This is a genomic window from Microcystis sp. LE19-84.1B (assembly GCF_027531875.1).
Lineage (GTDB): Bacteria > Cyanobacteriota > Cyanobacteriia > Cyanobacteriales > Microcystaceae > Microcystis > Microcystis panniformis.
Map to the genome: position 1 here is coordinate 1 of NZ_JAPZSR010000275.1, position 1,120 is coordinate 1,120.

Sequence of the window (1,120 nt, forward strand, 5' to 3'; positions counted from 1 at the left end):
TTATAAGTTGTCACCATTTCGGCTGAGTCTAATTTGTCTTCTTCATCAACTAAGTTAGTTGCTAAAATAAATCTGCCTGCTTCCTTTCTTCTTCTGACTATCTCTTCAGTTTTTTCTTGCCCTACGCCGCTAATTTTATAACTGAACTTCCCCCATACATATATACCACAATAGCCGAAAACCCTTATCCATCAATGGATGCACCCCTTAACATTTCTTAATGTACCCATGTAATTTGTAACATTTCTTAATGGACAAGAATTCTCTCCATTTGCTAGAATGGTAGTCATGTACATAGAAAAAGTTCCTAACCGTAATTCCCCCCCCCGCTGTTCTTCTTCGAGAGTCCTACCGAGAAGGAGATCAAGTCAAAAAAAGAACCCTGGCCAATCTCTCAAAATTACCCGATGATATTATCGACAATCTGAAACTGGCTCTTAAAGGATCAACACTGTCCATGAATGAAGGCATTCCCAATCATTTTGAAGTGATTAGAAGTCTTCCTCATGGTCATGTGATGGCTATTTTAGAGACGATTAAAAAATTAGGTTTAGATAAAATAATCAGTGAAAAATCCTCTCGAATCAGAAACTTAGTGGTGGCAATGATTGTGGCAAGAATCATCAATCCTAAATCGAAAATAGCCACAGCGAGAGGGTTTAATAGCGAAACTTGCAGTCAGAGTTTAGGACAATTGTTAGACTTAGAGAAAGCCGATGAAGACGAATTATATAACGCCTTAGATTGGTTATTAGAAAAACAAGAGAAAATTGAGAAGCACCTAGCAATTAAACACTTACAATCAGGAACATTAGTCTTGTATGATGTCACTTCTACTTACCTAGAAGGAAATGGTTGTGAACTGGGAAAATATGGTTATAACCGAGATAAAAAGAAAGGGAAAACTCAGATAGTTTTTGGTTTGTTATGTTCAGCTAAGGGTTGTCCGATAGCGGTAGAAGTATTTGAAGGAAACACTTCAGATGGTGCTACTTTAAGCGGACAAATTGAGAAAGTCAGAAAGGGTTGGGGGATTGAGAATGTGGTCTGGGTAAGTGATAGAGGAATTTTAACTAACTCGAAAATCAAGGAATTAGTAAAACCGATAGAAGGATTAGAC

The 1,120-nt window shown here is 37.4% G+C and carries 1 pseudogene; it reads left to right on the forward strand.

Annotated features, from left to right (window positions below):
* Window positions 1-288 precede the first annotated feature (288 nt).
* Window positions 289-1,120 (forward strand): annotated as a pseudogene (locus tag O9324_RS15835) (IS1634 family transposase); the annotation flags it as partial.